The following is a 15,271-nucleotide window of genomic DNA, read 5'->3' on the forward strand; positions in this document are numbered from 1 at the left end:
ATATCAATCGGCCCGGCTTGACGTGTCATCTAAAGAGACAATAGTTAATACAGGCTGATACGCAACCACCTTTGTGGTGCCACGCGGCCTTTATTAAACAATGACAAAGATCGCCGAATTCGGCTCTTCCCTGGAGTCGCTTTGATGATGATAAAAAAAATCAGTGGTCACCCTGCCGTTACCGGTATGGTGAGTTTATTTGCCTGCCTGCTCTCGGGCCACACAGCATATGCCTGGCAACAGGAATATATCGTTTCAGATACAGAAAGTAATACGGCTGAGCGTTATACATGGGATGCCGATCACCGACCGCGTTACGAGGATATTCTTGAGGAGCGGATCCGTTCTTCGCAGAATATGCCCGGCCTGGCGCTGAAAATGCCAGATACGTCACCGATGGAAGCCACGGGCGCAATGAGCGTGGGCTGGAGTATTCCCATTGCCCAGCGCTTTACCACCGGGCCAGTTGCCGGCTGGCACTATGATGGCTCGACACCCAATATGTATAACGAGTTTGGCGATAGCGTGAATACGCAATCGCTGATTGATCCGCTATGGCATGCGAGCATCAGTACGCTCGGCTGGCGTGTCGATACGCGGGTGGGCGATGTGCGTCCATGGGCGCAAATCAGTTACAACCAGCAGTTTGGTGAGAATCAGTGGAAAACGCAGTCCGGACTGGGGCGCTTACCGTCGTCAACGCAGTACGGAAACTGGATGGATGTAACGGTCGGGGCCGATATGTTGATCAATCCTCATATGGCGGCGTACGCCTCAATGTCGCAGGCGGAAAATATGACCACCGGAGAAGATTATCTTTACACTCTTGGCGTTAGCGCAAAGTTTTAAATGTGTGATTTTAGTTAGCGTTGTTAACATCTTCGCCACAAGAATGGCCTGACCTGTATCGATAGTAACCACTAACTGATGCAGGTATCGACGGCAGTCCAGGTCATTCATTCCAGAATTTGGGCATTTCATTCCGACCCCTCTGCATTTCATGCCGTTTTACCCCAGCCGTGGCGGGGTTTTCGCTATTGTTGTCAGCAGTGAATTTCCCCTTTCTCCTGCAGGACAACTGCCATGAACACATCATCTTATAACCGCACCCGCTGGCTGACTCTTTTGGGCACCATCGTGACGCAATTTGCTCTGGGCTCGGTCTATACCTGGAGCCTGTTCAACAGCGCACTCTCCGATAAGCTTAATGAACCCGTCAGCCAGGTGGCTTTCTCCTTCGGTTTGCTGAGTCTGGGTCTGGCCATCTCTTCGTCAATCGCCGGTAAATTGCAGGAACGCTTTGGCGTGAAACGCGTCACCATGGCCTCCGGTGTTTTGCTGGGTGTGGGCTTCTTCCTGACCGCACATTCCAACAATCTGATGATGCTCTGGCTGAGCGCCGGGGTGCTGGTCGGTCTGGCAGACGGCGCGGGCTATCTGCTGACCCTGTCAAACTGCGTTAAATGGTTCCCGGAACGCAAAGGGCTGATTTCCGCCTTTGCGATTGGCTCTTATGGCCTCGGTAGCCTGGGCTTTAAGTTCATCGACAGCTATTTACTGACCGCGGTAGGGCTCGAAAAGACCTTTATGATCTGGGGAGCTATCGTCATGGTGATGATTCTGTTCGGTGCGACCCTGATGAAAGACGCGCCACAGCAACAGGCGCAGTCGGTGAATGGCGTAGTTGAAAACGATTTTACGCTGGCCGAGTCAATGCGTAAGCCGCAGTACTGGATGCTGGCCGTGATGTTCCTGACCGCCTGCATGAGTGGCTTGTATGTGATTGGTGTGGCCAAAGATATCGCCCAGGGGCTGGTTAAGCTGGATGCGGCGACCGCAGCCAACGCGGTGACCATTATCTCCATCGCCAACCTTTCGGGTCGTCTGGTATTAGGTATTCTGTCCGATAAAATGTCCCGTATCCGGGTTATCACGATGGGTCAGGTGGTCTCGCTGGTGGGCATGGCCGCGCTGCTGTTTGCGCCGCTGAACGAAGTGACCTTCTTTGCTGCTATCGCCTGCGTCGCCTTTAACTTCGGTGGCACCATCACCGTCTTCCCGTCGCTGGTCAGCGAGTTCTTCGGCCTGAACAATCTGGCGAAAAACTACGGCGTGATTTATTTAGGCTTCGGTATCGGCAGTATCTGCGGTTCGTTGATTGCGTCCCTGTTTGGCGGCTTCTATGTGACCTTCTGCGTGATATTCGCGCTGCTGATTATCTCCCTGGCGCTTTCCACGACGATTCGTCAGCCGAGACAAGAAATATACCGCGAAGCACATGCTTAATTAGTACGCTAAGGGCCGGATAATCCGGCCTTTTTTCTGTCTGGAAAAGGTAAAGAATCCCCCCTGTATCTGTCATCGGACTTGTTTTTTTGTAAATATTTGCGCCGATCACATTCTCTGTTGCCACTTTTTCTTTTCGCTGTGGTCTACTTACCGCGCTCAATGTTGTTCTCATAACGAATTCCTTAGCGAAGTATTACACCGTTTACTTTTTGACCAAAAGTAACAGGGATCTATTACCCTTTTTCCAGGTTGTATTAATGAAATATATCAAAGCGATGACGCAACAAAAGCTCAGTTTTATGCTGGCGTTGTACATCGGACTGTTTATGAATGTCGCGGTTTTTTTCCGTCGGTTTGACGGTTATGCGCAAGATTTTACCGCCTGGAAAGGGATTGCTGGGATTGTCGAACTGGTTGCCACCGTGCTGGTGACCTTCTTTTTATTGCGCCTGCTGTCGCTGTTTGGACGACGCATGTGGCGCGTCCTCGCCACGCTGGTGGTGCTGTTCTCGGCGGGCGCCAGCTATTACATGACCTTTATGAACGTGGTCATTGGCTACGGCATTATTGCGTCGGTAATGACCACGGATATCGATCTCTCTAAAGAAGTGGTCGGTCTGCACTTTATTATCTGGCTGGTTTCAGTCAGCGTGCTGCCGCTGATCTTTATCTGGAGCAACCGCTGCCGCTATACGCTATTGCGCCAGCTGCGTACGCCAGGGCTGCGCGTCCGAAGCGTGCTGCTGGTCACCCTGGCCGGATTGATGGTCTGGGGCCCGATTCGGCTGCTGGATATCCAGCAGAAGCAGGTTGAGCGCCGCTCCGGCGTTGATCTGCCGAGCTATGGTGGGGTGGTGGCAAACTCGTACCTGCCTTCCAACTGGATCTCTGCGCTGGGGCTGTATGCCTGGGCGCAGGTGGATGAATCATCGGATAACAAATCGCTGATGAATCCGGCGAAAAAATTCACCTACCAGGCGCCTGCCGATATCGATGATACCTACGTGGTGTTTATCATTGGTGAAACGACGCGCTGGGATCATATGGGCATGCTGGGCTACGGGCGCGATACCACGCCGAAGCTGGCGCAGGAGAAAAACCTGGTCGCTTTCCGCGGGTACTCGTGCGATACCGCTACCAAGCTCTCGTTACGCTGTATGTTCGTGCGCGAGGGTGGGGCAAGCGATAATCCGCAGCGGACGCTTAAGGAGCAAAACGTCTTCTCGGTACTGCGCCAGCTTGGCTTCAGCACTGACCTCTACGCGATGCAAAGCGAGATATGGTTCTACAGCAACACGATGGCCAACAACATTGCCTATCGTGAGCAAATTGGCGCTGAGCCGCGCAACCGCGGTAAGAGCGTAGACGACATGCTGCTGGTCGAAGAGATGCAGCGTTCGCTGCAGGATAACCAGAAAGGCAAGCACATGATCATCCTGCATACCAAAGGGTCGCATTACAACTACACCCAGCGGTATCCGCGTAGCTTTGCGAAGTGGACGCCGGAGTGTAAGGGTGTGGATAAAGCCTGCACCAAAGAGGAGATGATCAACTCCTATGACAACTCGGTGACCTATGTGGATCACTTTATCGATAGCGTGATTGATCAGGTGCGCGATAAGAAGGCGATTGTCTTCTACGCTGCCGACCACGGTGAGTCGATTAACGAGAAAGAGCATCTGCACGGCACCCCGCGTAAGATGGCACCACCGGAGCAGTTCCGCGTGCCGATGATGGTGTGGATGTCGGATAAGTATCTGGAGAACCCGGATAAAGCCCAAATGTTCGCTCAGCTCAAGCAGCAGGCGGAGATGAAGGTTGCGCGTCGCCATGTGGAGCTTTACGACACCATTCTGGGTTGCCTCGGTTACACTTCACCAGACGGTGGAATTAACGAGAATAACAACTGGTGTAAGGTTCCTGACGGCGCGGCGAAGCCTGCATTCTGACGGTCTGGCGACTTTATCGCCAATCGAATGGCTTTTTTAGAATAAGGGATTGACGGGCGCGCACCCCAGCAGTAAGATGCGCTCCGCATTCGGCGAGTAGCGCAGCTTGGTAGCGCAACTGGTTTGGGACCAGTGGGTCGGAGGTTCGAATCCTCTCTCGCCGACCACATTTAAAAAAGGGCTAACCGTAAGGTTAGCCCTTTTTGCATCTGAAGTTTATGAGGATGAGGACCTCCGGGGCAGGAGGTTCGACTTGAGCGAAGCGAAAGAACGTTGCTTCAGCAACGGCCCGCAGGGCGAGTCACGAAGTGGCGAGTAATCCTCTCTCGCCGACCACATTTAAAAAAGGGCTAACCGTAAGGTTGGCCCTTTTTGCATTTGTCGTCCACGAAAACGCATTGTATCCGAGGCTTACTTTTCACATAACGCGCCAAAATAAACCGTACCTCTCGTTCCCCCTGCCTGTTAACGTTTTTGTGACATATTCCATTGTATTTTTTTATATATAGATTGATTTTTTCTGGCGTTACTTATAGATAACCCCAGCATTTTCACCTGTGCGTTTTAACGTTCACGGCATTTAGTGCGCAGATAATCGCCATTCTGCAAGAAAATTTAACCCAGCTGAATAAATGTTAATCACTGGTTGTAGCAGATTGTATAGCGAGTTGTGCTGCATCATGGTGGGTAGCATAAATTTCCCTGCTGAAAATACCCCTCGTAAGTTTTTTTAATCTTTGTTTACGAATTCTCACACCTGGCGTAAATCCCCTTCACCTGTATTGACGTTTTCACATTCTGTTGACAGATTGTAGGGCACGAGGGGCACTTCAGGGAGGATCTGCGCTGCAACTCAGTCGCTCTTCTGAACGGAATCTCCATCCCTTATAACGCCTTAGGGCAGCACCGACCGGACCGGGTAAAAAACAAATTAAAGGTCAGGCGGAGTAACACAACAAACATCACAATGGAGCCGAATAATAATGAGTATTTCCTTGAAGAAGTCAGGGATGCTGAAGCTTGGTCTGAGCCTGGTGGCAATGACCGTAGCAGCAGGCGTACAGGCAAAAACCCTGGTCTACTGTTCTGAAGGTTCGCCGGAAGGCTTTAACCCACAGCTCTTTACCTCTGGTACAACGTACGACGCTAGCTCCGTACCTATTTATAACCGTCTGGTTGAATTCAAAATCGGTACCACGGAAGTTATTCCGGGTCTGGCAGAGAAATGGGAAGTCAGCGAAGACGGCAAAACCTATACCTTCCACTTACGCCCGGGCGTAAAGTGGCAGGACAACAAAGATTTCAAACCTACGCGTGAGCTGACTGCCGACGACGTGGTGTTCTCCTTCGACCGTCAGAAAAATGCCCAGAACCCGTACCACAAAGTCTCTGGCGGCAGCTATGAGTACTTCGAAGGGATGGGTCTGCCGGATCTGATCAGCGAAGTGAAGAAAGTGGACGATAAAACCGTTCAGTTCGTGCTGAACCGTCCAGAAGCACCATTCCTGGCTGACCTGGCCATGGACTTCGCCTCTATCCTGTCTAAAGAATACGCGGACAACATGCTGAAAGCCGGCACGCCGGAGAAAGTCGACCTGAACCCAATCGGTACCGGTCCATTCCAGCTGCAGCAGTACCAGAAAGATTCCCGTATTCTGTACAAAGCGTTCGAAGGCTACTGGGGCACCAAGCCGCAGATCGACCGTCTGGTCTTCTCCATCACGCCTGACGCCTCCGTGCGTTACGCCAAACTGCAGAAGAACGAATGCCAGGTGATGCCGTACCCGAACCCGGCCGACATCGCGCGCATGAAGCAGGACAAAAACATCACCCTGCACGAGCAGGCGGGTCTGAACGTCGGCTACCTCTCCTTCAACACCGAGAAAAAACCGTTTGATGACGTGAAAGTTCGTCAGGCGCTGACCTACGCGGTGAACAAAGAGGCAATTATCAAGGCGGTTTACCAGGGCGCTGGCGTGGCGGCGAAAAACCTGATCCCACCAACCATGTGGGGCTATAACGACGACGTGAAGGATTACACCTACGACGTTGAGAAAGCGAAAGCGCTGCTGAAAGAAGCCGGTCAGGATAAAGGCTTTACCGTTGAGCTGTGGGCAATGCCAGTACAGCGTCCGTACAACCCGAACGCTCGCCGTATGGCTGAGATGGTTCAGGCTGACTGGGCAAAAATCGGCGTTCAGGCCAAGATCGTGACTTACGAGTGGGGCGAGTACCTGAAGCGTGCCAAAGCCGGTGAGCACCAGGCTGTGATGATGGGCTGGACCGGGGACAATGGGGATCCGGACAACTTCTTCGCTACCCTGTTCAGCTGTGATGCGGCAAAACAAGGTTCCAACTACTCTCGCTGGTGCTACAAGCCGTTTGAAGATCTGATTCAGCCGGCACGTGCGACCGACGACCACAACAAGCGTATTGAACTGTACAAGCAGGCTCAGGTTGTGATGCATGACCAGGCTCCAGCGCTGATCGTGGCTCACTCCACCGTGTACGAGCCAGTGCGTAAAGAAGTTAAAGGCTACGTGGTTGATCCACTGGGCAAACACCACTTCGAAAACGTATCGATTGATTAATAAGTAGAGTGTTCTCCCTCTCCCTTTGGGAGAGGGCAGGGGTTAGGGTGGTGCGCGCATCCCCTCACCCTAATCCTCTTCCAAAGGGAGAGGGAATTTACATTTGTGAGCAATAAAGACGCCATGCCTGCAGGCATGCGTTATTAGAGAGAATCCGGGTTATGTTTCAGTTCATCCTCCGACGTCTGGGGTTAGTCATCCCCACGTTTATCGGTATCACCCTTCTCACCTTTGCCTTCGTCCATATGATCCCCGGCGACCCGGTAATGATTATGGCAGGCGAGCGTGGAATTTCGCCTGAACGACATGCGCAACTGTTGGCTGAGCTGGGTCTGGATAAGCCCATGTGGCAACAGTATCTCCATTATATCTGGGGCGTGCTGCATGGTGATTTGGGTATGTCGCTGAAAAGCCGTCTTCCGGTGTGGGAAGAGTTCGTGCCGCGCTTTAAAGCGACGCTGGAACTCGGTGTCTGCGCCATGATATTTGCCGTCTCCGTTGGTATTCCGGTGGGCGTGCTGGCTGCGGTAAAACGTGGCTCTATCTTCGACCACACTGCTGTGGGTCTGGCATTGACCGGCTACTCCATGCCTATCTTCTGGTGGGGCATGATGCTGATTATGCTGGTGTCGGTGCAATGGAACCTGACGCCGGTCTCCGGACGCGTCAGCGACATGGTGTTCCTCGATGAATCCAACCCGCTGACCGGCTTTATGCTGATCGACACGGCTATCTGGGGGGAAGAGGGCAACTTTATTGATGCGCTGGCGCATATGGTCTTGCCTGCGATGGTGCTGGGGACGATCCCGCTGGCGGTTATCGTGCGTATGACCCGCTCGTCGATGCTGGAAGTGCTGGGTGAAGATTACATCCGTACTGCCCGCGCCAAAGGGCTGACCCGCATGCGCGTAATCATCGTGCATGCGCTGCGTAACGCCATGCTGCCGGTGGTGACCGTTATCGGTTTGCAGGTCGGTACGCTGCTGGCGGGTGCGATCCTGACTGAAACCATCTTCTCCTGGCCGGGTCTGGGCCGCTGGCTGATTGACGCATTGCAACGCCGTGATTATCCGGTGGTGCAGGGCGGTGTATTGCTGGTGGCGACGATGATTATTCTCGTCAACCTGCTGGTCGATTTGCTGTACGGCGTGGTGAACCCGCGTATTCGTCATAAGAAGTAAGGGGCCATCATGTCACAAGTTTCTGGAAATAAAGTGGTCGCTGCACCGGTGCCAATGACGCCGCTGCAGGAGTTCTGGCACTACTTCAAACGTAATAAAGGCGCGGTTGTCGGTCTGGTGTATGTCACCATCATGATCATCATCGCAGTGTTTGCGAACTTTCTTGCACCCTACAACCCGGCGGATCAGTTCCGCGATATGCTGCTGGCGCCGCCGGCCTGGCAAGACGGCGGGACCTTTGCGCACCTTCTGGGCACCGATGACGTTGGCCGTGATGTACTGTCCCGTCTGATGTACGGTGCGCGTCTGTCACTGTTGGTCGGTTGCCTGGTCGTGGTGCTCTCGCTGATTCTGGGCGTGGTTCTCGGACTGGTCGCGGGCTACTTCGGTGGTCTGGTCGATAACATCATTATGCGTGTCGTCGATATCATGCTGGCGCTGCCAAGCCTGCTGCTGGCACTGGTGCTGGTGGCGGTCTTCGGTCCGTCCATCGGTAACGCCGCATTGGCCCTGACGTTTGTGGCACTCCCCCACTATGTGCGCTTAACCCGCGCGGCGGTGCTGGTGGAAGTGCACCGCGACTATGTCACGGCTTCCCGGGTAGCGGGTGCTGGCGCGATGCGTCAAATGTTCGTCAATATTCTTCCAAACTGCCTTGCGCCGCTGATTGTTCAGGCATCGCTCGGCTTCTCTAACGCCATTCTCGATATGGCTGCTCTTGGCTTCCTTGGCATGGGTGCGCAACCGCCAACACCGGAGTGGGGCACCATGCTCGCCGACGTGTTGCAGTTCGCGCAAAGCGCCTGGTGGGTCGTCACCTTCCCGGGTGTCGCGATCCTGCTGACGGTGCTGGCATTTAACCTGATGGGTGATGGTCTGCGTGATGCACTTGATCCCAAACTGAAGCAGTAAGAGGCACGAGATGGCGTTATTAAATGTAGATAAATTATCGGTGCACTTCGGTGAAGTTGGCTCCGAGTTTCGCGCCGTAGATCGTGTTAGCTACAGCGTAAATCAGGGTGAAGTGGTTGGCATTGTCGGTGAGTCAGGTTCCGGTAAATCGGTGAGCTCACTGGCGATCATGGGGTTGATTGATTATCCCGGCCGCGTGATGGCGGAAAGCCTCGAGTTTAACGGTCAGGATCTGAAGCGCATTTCTGAAAAAGAGCGCCGCCAGCTGGTGGGTGCCGAAGTGGCGATGATTTTCCAGGATCCGATGACCAGCCTCAACCCATGCTACACCGTCGGTTTCCAGATTATGGAAGCCATTAAGGTGCATCAGGGCGGCAATAAGAAAACCCGTCGCCAGCGAGCGATCGACCTGCTGACCCAGGTCGGTATTCCCGATCCAGGCTCGCGGCTGGATGTGTATCCGCATCAGCTTTCCGGTGGGATGAGTCAGCGCGTGATGATCGCCATGGCGATTGCCTGTCGTCCAAAACTGCTGATCGCCGATGAACCGACGACCGCGCTGGACGTGACTATTCAGGCGCAAATCATTGAGCTGCTGCTGGAGTTGCAGCAAAAAGAGAACATGGCGCTGATCCTGATCACCCATGACCTGGCGTTAGTGGCCGAAGCAGCGCATAAAATTATCGTGATGTATGCAGGGCAGGTGGTTGAAACCGGCAAGGCGAATGACATCTTCCGTGCGCCGCGTCATCCGTATACCCAGGCGTTGCTGCGGGCATTACCGGAGTTTGCGCAGGATAAAGCGCGTCTGGCCTCGCTGCCAGGCGTGGTGCCGGGCAAATACGACCGTCCGATGGGCTGTCTGTTGAACCCGCGCTGCCCGTATGCGACCGACAAATGCCGTATCGATGAGCCAGAGCTGTTTACCCTCAACGATGGCCGTCAGTCAAAATGCCACTATCCACTCGATGATGCCGGGAGGCCTACAGTATGAGTAAGCAAGAGGCCACCCTGCAGCAGCCGCTGTTGCAGGCTATCGATCTGAAAAAACACTACCCGGTGAAGAAGGGGCTGTTTGCCCCGGAACGTCTGGTGAAAGCGCTGGACGGTGTCTCCTTTACGCTGGAGCGCGGTAAAACGCTTGCGGTGGTGGGGGAGTCTGGCTGTGGGAAATCCACGCTGGGTCGACTGCTGACCATGATTGAAATCCCGACCGGGGGTGAGCTGTACTATCAGGGGCAGGATCTGCTCAAGCACGATCCCCACGCGCAGAAACTGCGTCGGCAGAAAATCCAGATTGTGTTCCAGAACCCGTATGGTTCTCTGAACCCACGTAAGAAAGTGGGACAGATTCTGGAAGAGCCGCTGCAGATTAATACCGAGTTGAGCAAAGAGCAGCGCCGCGAGAAAGCACTGGCGATGATGGCGAAGGTGGGACTCAAGACCGAGCACTACGATCGCTATCCGCATATGTTCTCCGGCGGTCAGCGTCAGCGTATTGCTATCGCCCGCGGTCTGATGCTCGATCCGGACGTCGTGATCGCCGATGAACCGGTCTCTGCGCTCGACGTTTCCGTGCGTGCACAGGTGTTGAACCTGATGATGGACCTGCAGCAGGATTTAGGTCTGTCGTATGTTTTCATCTCTCACGACCTGTCTGTGGTGGAGCACATTGCCGATGAAGTGATGGTGATGTATCTGGGGCGTTGTGTGGAGAAGGGGACAAAAGATCAGATCTTTAATAATCCGCGTCACCCTTATACCCAGGCGTTACTCTCGGCGACCCCGCGTCTCAACCCGGATGAACGCCGCGAGCGCATTAAGTTGACCGGCGAGCTGCCAAGCCCGCTTAATCCGCCGCCGGGATGTGCTTTCAATGCGCGTTGCCGTCGTCGTTTTGGGCCGTGTACGCAATTGCAGCCGCAGTTAAAAGACTACGGTGGGCAACTGGTGGCGTGCTTTGCCGTCGATCAGGATGAAAACGGCGAAAAACCTCTGGCGTAAGCAATAAAAAAACCGGCGATAATCGCCGGTTTTTTATGTCTGCTTAACGCCTATTTCCGCAAGCGGATTTCATCGACAGCGTGCTTCTCACTCTTGGTGAGGATCAGGCTGGCGCGTTCACGCGTTGGCAGAATGTTCTCTTTCAGGTTCACGTAGTTGATCTCATTCCACAGGGACGTTGCCACGTTGACGGCCTCTTCTTCAGAGAGTTGGGCGTAGTTATGGAAGTAGGAATCAGGATCTGTGAAGGCCCCTTCGCGGAACTTAAGGAAACGATTGATATACCAGTTCTGCAGCAGGTCTTCTGGCGCATCGACATATATAGAGAAATCGACAAAGTCAGAGACAAACACATGATGCGGGTCGTGCGGATAATCCATCCCGCTTTGCAGAACGTTTAATCCTTCCAGAATAAGAATATCCGGCTGCACAACCGTTTTGTCCCCGTCCGGGATGCGGTCATAAATCAGATGCGAATAGACCGGGGCGGTCACATTCGGCGCACCGGATTTCAGATCCGAGACAAATTTCACCAGGCGGTGCATATCGTAAGAGAGCGGGAAGCCCTTCTTCTTCATCAGACCGCGTTCTTTTAATACTTCATTCGGATGCAGGAAACCGTCGGTGGTGATCAACTCCACGCTGCGGTGTTCCGGCCAGCGGCTCAGCAGCGCCTGCAGTACGCGCGCGGTAGTGCTCTTGCCCACGGCTACGCTGCCGGCAATGCTGATGATATAAGGAATGCGCTGCCCGTTGGTGCCGAGGAACTGCTCCAGTACGGCCTGGCGGCGAAGATTGGAGCTTATATAGAAATTCAGCAGACGTGATAAAGGCAGGTATATTTCCGCCACCTCTTCCAGCGACAGGTCTTCATTGATCCCTTTTAACCGTGCGATTTCGCCTTCCGTTAAGGTCATCGGTACGGAATCACGCAGAGCAGCCCACTGGCTGCGGCTAAACTGGAGATAAGGCGTCATTAACGTTTGCTCTTTTTTGCTCATAAGCATGCTTCAGTGCGCCATCTCTTCCCACAGTAGAGGCTAGCCATGCGGGGTATGGCACATCTAGTAGTTAATTTTGGACAATGCGCAGGAGGGTAACATCAGATGACAGGAATAATAAGAAAAAAAGTCGCTAACTGCTGCGTTACGCAGGAATGCTCCCGCCCCCATTTCAGGCCCTTTTTAGGGGGTAAACGGTGGATATTTGTCCGCTTATGCCTATCAATCGCGCATTTACCCCTCTGTTCGCATAAAATGTGAGCGAACGAACGATTTATGCAAATTTTTAGTTGCATGAATCTGCGGGTCTCCCTAAAATGCGCGCTACTTGATGCCGACTTAGCTCAGTAGGTAGAGCAACTGACTTGTAATCAGTAGGTCACCAGTTCGATTCCGGTAGTCGGCACCATCAAGTCCCGGTGGGGTTCCCGAGCGGCCAAAGGGAGCAGACTGTAAATCTGCCGTCACAGACTTCGAAGGTTCGAATCCTTCCCCCACCACCACTTTCTGGCTGCGTTTACGCTGCCGGAGTTGGTTAAAAAAATTAACCAGCTCAAACATGAAAAGAGAGAAATCTCTTTTTTTGTTACAGAAAGAACTGGGTAGCCGAGTTTCAGGATGCGGGCATCGTATAATGGCTATTACCTCAGCCTTCCAAGCTGATGATGCGGGTTCGATTCCCGCTGCCCGCTCCAATACGTGCTGATATGGCTCAGTTGGTAGAGCGCACCCTTGGTAAGGGTGAGGTCCCCAGTTCGACTCTGGGTATCAGCACCACTTCACTTCTCCCTCCCGTTTCTCTCTGTTTCAATTTAAATGTATTCAACAGTTCAGGCATATTGCCTGGTTGATGTGGTGATATCACCGATTTATCCGTGTCTTAGAGGGACAATCGATGTCTAAAGAAAAGTTTGAACGTACAAAACCGCACGTTAACGTCGGTACTATCGGCCACGTTGACCATGGTAAAACAACACTGACCGCTGCAATCACTACCGTTCTGGCGAAAACCTACGGTGGTTCTGCTCGTGCATTCGACCAGATCGATAACGCACCAGAAGAAAAAGCGCGTGGTATCACCATCAACACTTCCCACGTTGAATATGACACCCCGACTCGCCACTACGCACACGTAGACTGCCCAGGCCACGCCGACTATGTTAAAAACATGATCACCGGTGCTGCGCAGATGGACGGCGCGATCCTGGTTGTTGCTGCGACTGACGGCCCTATGCCTCAGACCCGTGAGCACATCCTGCTGGGTCGTCAGGTAGGCGTTCCTTTCATCATCGTGTTCCTGAACAAATGCGACATGGTTGATGACGAAGAGCTGCTGGAACTGGTAGAAATGGAAGTACGTGAGCTGCTGTCTCAGTACGATTTCCCAGGCGACGACACCCCAATCATTCGCGGTTCTGCGCTGAAAGCGCTGGAAGGCGAAGCAGAGTGGGAAGCAAAAATCATCGAACTGGCTGGCTTCCTGGATTCTTACATCCCAGAACCAGAACGTGCGATTGACAAGCCGTTCCTGCTGCCTATCGAAGACGTATTCTCCATCTCCGGCCGTGGTACTGTTGTTACCGGTCGTGTAGAGCGCGGTATCGTTAAAGTTGGCGAAGAAGTTGAAATCGTTGGTATTAAAGAGACTGCTAAGTCTACCTGTACCGGCGTTGAAATGTTCCGCAAACTGCTGGACGAAGGTCGTGCAGGCGAGAACTGTGGTGTTCTGCTGCGTGGTATCAAGCGTGAAGAAATCCAGCGTGGCCAGGTTCTGGCTAAGCCGGGCTCTATCAAGCCACACACCAAGTTCGAATCCGAAGTGTACATCCTGTCCAAAGATGAAGGCGGCCGTCATACTCCGTTCTTCAAAGGCTACCGTCCACAGTTCTACTTCCGTACAACTGACGTGACCGGTACCATCGAACTGCCAGAAGGCGTTGAGATGGTAATGCCAGGCGACAACATCAAAATGGTTGTTACCCTGATCCACCCAATCGCGATGGATGACGGTCTGCGTTTCGCAATCCGTGAAGGTGGTCGTACCGTTGGTGCGGGCGTGGTTGCTAAAGTTCTCAGCTAATTGCTGATAACATTTGACGCAATGCGCATGAAAAGGGCATCATTTGATGCCCTTTTTGCACGCTTTCGAACCAGAACCTGGCTCATCAGTGATTTTATTTGTCATAATCATTGCTGAGACAGGCTCTGAAGAGGGCGTTTTAGTCCGAAACGCATCAGAGCATTTCGGTTAGGATCGCCTCGCAAACGCGGGGTGAAAATATTTGTAGAATACTTCTGACAGGTTGGTTTATGAGTGCGAATACCGAAGCTCAAGGGAGCGGGCGCGGCCTGGAAGCGATGAAATGGGTAGTGGTAGCCGTATTGCTGATCGTGGCAATCGTTGGCAACTATCTTTATCGTGACATGATGCTGCCGCTACGCGCGCTTGCAGTGGTAATTCTGATTGCTGCAGCGGGTGGTGTCGCGCTGTTGACGACCAAAGGCAAAGCGACCGTCGCTTTTGCCCGCGAAGCGAGAACCGAAGTCCGCAAGGTCATTTGGCCGACTCGCCAGGAAACATTGCACACCACGCTGATTGTCGCTGCGGTTACCGCTGTAATGTCACTGATCCTGTGGGGACTGGATGGTATTCTGGTTCGCCTGGTCTCCTTTATCACTGGCCTGAGGTTCTAAGATGTCTGAAGCCCCTAAAAAGCGCTGGTACGTCGTTCAGGCGTTTTCCGGTTTTGAAGGCCGCGTAGCTACATCGCTGCGTGAGCATATCAAATTACACAACATGGAAGAGTTGTTTGGTGAAGTTATGGTTCCGACCGAAGAAGTGGTCGAGATCCGTGGCGGCCAGCGTCGCAAAAGCGAGCGCAAATTCTTCCCGGGTTACGTTCTGGTTCAGATGGTCATGAACGACGCAAGCTGGCACCTGGTGCGTAGCGTACCTCGTGTAATGGGCTTTATCGGCGGCACGTCTGACCGTCCTGCGCCAATCAGCGACAAAGAAGTTGATGCGATTATGAACCGCCTGCAGCAGGTTGGGGATAAGCCGCGTCCTAAAACGCTGTTTGAACCGGGTGAAATGGTGCGTGTTAGTGACGGTCCGTTTGCTGACTTTAACGGCGTGGTTGAAGAAGTGGACTACGAAAAGTCCCGCCTGAAAGTTTCTGTTTCTATCTTTGGTCGTGCGACCCCGGTAGAGCTGGACTTTGCCCAGGTAGAAAAAGCCTAAGCAGCCGATCAAAAAAGCGACGATTTAATCGTTGCACAGGGCGCGAGATTGGAATACAATTTCGCGCCTTTTGTTTTTATGGATCGCATCCGTAAAACGAATT

General features: G+C 53.1%; 12 protein-coding genes, 5 tRNA genes and 1 other RNA gene. 17 read left to right on the plus strand and 1 reads right to left on the minus strand.

Features of this window, described 5'->3' with window-relative positions; translation table 11 throughout:
* Positions 1-144: 144 nt before the first annotated feature.
* The 10 genes from M8013_RS06605 (at position 145) to dppF (ending at position 10,926) form a co-directional block, all read left to right on the plus strand.
* Positions 145-849, plus strand: coding sequence for an autotransporter domain-containing protein (locus M8013_RS06605; RefSeq protein ID WP_271267005.1), 705 nt, complete (start codon positions 145-147; stop codon positions 847-849).
* Positions 850-1,083: 234 nt separating this feature from the next.
* Entirely contained in the window at positions 1,084-2,286 is a 1,203-nt protein-coding gene (locus tag M8013_RS06610; RefSeq protein ID WP_271267006.1) for an L-lactate MFS transporter, read from the plus strand.
* A gap of 260 nt (positions 2,287-2,546) precedes the next feature.
* Positions 2,547-4,238 (plus strand): kdo(2)-lipid A phosphoethanolamine 7''-transferase, encoded by a 1,692-nt coding sequence (eptB, locus tag M8013_RS06615; RefSeq protein WP_271267007.1) that lies wholly within the window; start codon positions 2,547-2,549, stop codon positions 4,236-4,238.
* A gap of 90 nt (positions 4,239-4,328) precedes the next feature.
* Positions 4,329-4,405, plus strand: a tRNA-Pro gene (locus M8013_RS06620).
* Between the two features lie 37 nt (positions 4,406-4,442).
* Positions 4,443-4,574, plus strand: a non-coding RNA gene (locus tag M8013_RS06625) — RtT sRNA.
* A gap of 647 nt (positions 4,575-5,221) precedes the next feature.
* Complete coding sequence (gene dppA / locus M8013_RS06630; RefSeq protein ID WP_271267008.1) at positions 5,222-6,829, plus strand: dipeptide ABC transporter periplasmic-binding protein DppA; 1,608 nt, start codon at positions 5,222-5,224, stop codon at positions 6,827-6,829.
* A 161-nt stretch (positions 6,830-6,990) separates the two neighbouring features.
* On the plus strand, positions 6,991-8,010 hold the full coding sequence (gene dppB / locus M8013_RS06635) for a dipeptide ABC transporter permease DppB (protein WP_271267009.1): 1,020 nt from the start codon (positions 6,991-6,993) through the stop codon (positions 8,008-8,010).
* A 9-nt stretch (positions 8,011-8,019) separates the two neighbouring features.
* Entirely contained in the window at positions 8,020-8,922 is a 903-nt protein-coding gene (gene dppC / locus M8013_RS06640) for a dipeptide ABC transporter permease DppC (protein ID WP_271267010.1), read from the plus strand.
* A gap of 10 nt (positions 8,923-8,932) precedes the next feature.
* Entirely contained in the window at positions 8,933-9,916 is a 984-nt protein-coding gene (gene dppD, locus M8013_RS06645; protein ID WP_271267011.1) for a dipeptide ABC transporter ATP-binding protein, read from the plus strand.
* Positions 9,913-10,926: a dipeptide ABC transporter ATP-binding subunit DppF gene (dppF, locus tag M8013_RS06650; protein WP_271267012.1), complete on the plus strand. Its 1,014-nt coding sequence runs from the start codon at positions 9,913-9,915 to the stop codon at positions 10,924-10,926. Before dppD ends, dppF begins: the two co-directional genes overlap by 4 nt.
* Before the next feature lie 50 nt (positions 10,927-10,976).
* Here the strand turns inward: dppF and coaA are convergent, their stop codons facing one another.
* The gene (gene coaA / locus M8013_RS06655) at positions 10,977-11,927 is read right to left on the minus strand and encodes a type I pantothenate kinase (RefSeq protein WP_271267013.1); all 951 of its coding nucleotides are present in this window, start codon (positions 11,925-11,927) and stop codon (positions 10,977-10,979) included.
* A gap of 333 nt (positions 11,928-12,260) precedes the next feature.
* Between coaA and M8013_RS06660 the strand changes: the two genes are divergently transcribed.
* From M8013_RS06660 to nusG, 7 genes are all read left to right on the plus strand, one after another.
* Positions 12,261-12,336: transfer RNA gene (locus M8013_RS06660), tRNA-Thr, on the plus strand.
* 9 nt (positions 12,337-12,345) lie between these two features.
* Positions 12,346-12,430: transfer RNA gene (locus tag M8013_RS06665), tRNA-Tyr, on the plus strand.
* Positions 12,431-12,547: 117 nt separating this feature from the next.
* Positions 12,548-12,622, plus strand: a tRNA-Gly gene (locus tag M8013_RS06670).
* Positions 12,623-12,628: 6 nt separating this feature from the next.
* Positions 12,629-12,704, plus strand: a tRNA-Thr gene (locus M8013_RS06675).
* Positions 12,705-12,822: 118 nt separating this feature from the next.
* Positions 12,823-14,007, plus strand: coding sequence for an elongation factor Tu (gene tuf / locus M8013_RS06680; protein WP_271267014.1), 1,185 nt, complete (start codon positions 12,823-12,825; stop codon positions 14,005-14,007).
* Between the two features lie 230 nt (positions 14,008-14,237).
* A complete protein-coding gene (gene secE / locus M8013_RS06685; RefSeq protein ID WP_003862342.1) occupies positions 14,238-14,621 on the plus strand; it encodes a preprotein translocase subunit SecE in 384 nt (127 codons plus the stop codon).
* Between the two features lies 1 nt (position 14,622).
* Complete coding sequence (nusG, locus tag M8013_RS06690) at positions 14,623-15,168, plus strand: transcription termination/antitermination protein NusG (protein WP_002438628.1); 546 nt, start codon at positions 14,623-14,625, stop codon at positions 15,166-15,168.
* The last annotated feature ends 103 nt before the right edge of the window (positions 15,169-15,271 follow it).

The sequence above is a fragment of the Silvania confinis genome, from assembly GCF_025564085.1.
GTDB lineage: Bacteria > Pseudomonadota > Gammaproteobacteria > Enterobacterales > Enterobacteriaceae > Enterobacter > Enterobacter confinis.